Below are 357 nucleotides of genomic sequence, written 5' to 3'. Positions count from 1 at the left end.
GAATAGAATTAGAGAACAAAACATTGTTTGGGTCTGTAGCTCAGCTGGTTAGAGCGCACGCCTGATAAGCGTGAGGTCGGTAGTTCAAGTCTACTCAGACCCACCACTTTGCTTAAAGTCGGTCATAAACAATGTATTCCTAGTAATGTGGGGCTATAGCTCAGCTGGGAGAGCGCCTGCCTTGCACGCAGGAGGTCAGCAGTTCGATCCTGCTTAGCTCCACCACTTTACTACTTACTCCTCATAGATAAACACTTTGACTACAGAGTCTTTAACTCTGAGAAGTAATTCTCTTGCTCTTTAAAAATTTGGAAAAGCTGATAATTAATTCTTTTAGAAGAAATTCTAAAAAGAGTT

At 41.5% G+C, this 357-nt stretch carries 2 tRNA genes; both read left to right on the top strand.

Annotation, left to right across the window (positions count from 1 at the left end):
* The first annotated feature begins 29 nt into the window (after positions 1 to 29).
* Positions 30 to 106, top strand: a tRNA-Ile gene (locus ACGHEH_RS21820).
* Positions 107 to 149: 43 nt separating this feature from the next.
* Positions 150 to 225 (top strand) — tRNA-Ala (locus ACGHEH_RS21815).
* Positions 226 to 357: the final 132 nt, after the last annotated feature.

It is taken from the genome of Pseudoalteromonas sp. MTN2-4 (assembly GCF_042848605.1).
GTDB lineage: Bacteria > Pseudomonadota > Gammaproteobacteria > Enterobacterales > Alteromonadaceae > Pseudoalteromonas.
This window is presented reverse-complemented; position numbering and strand designations above follow the sequence as displayed.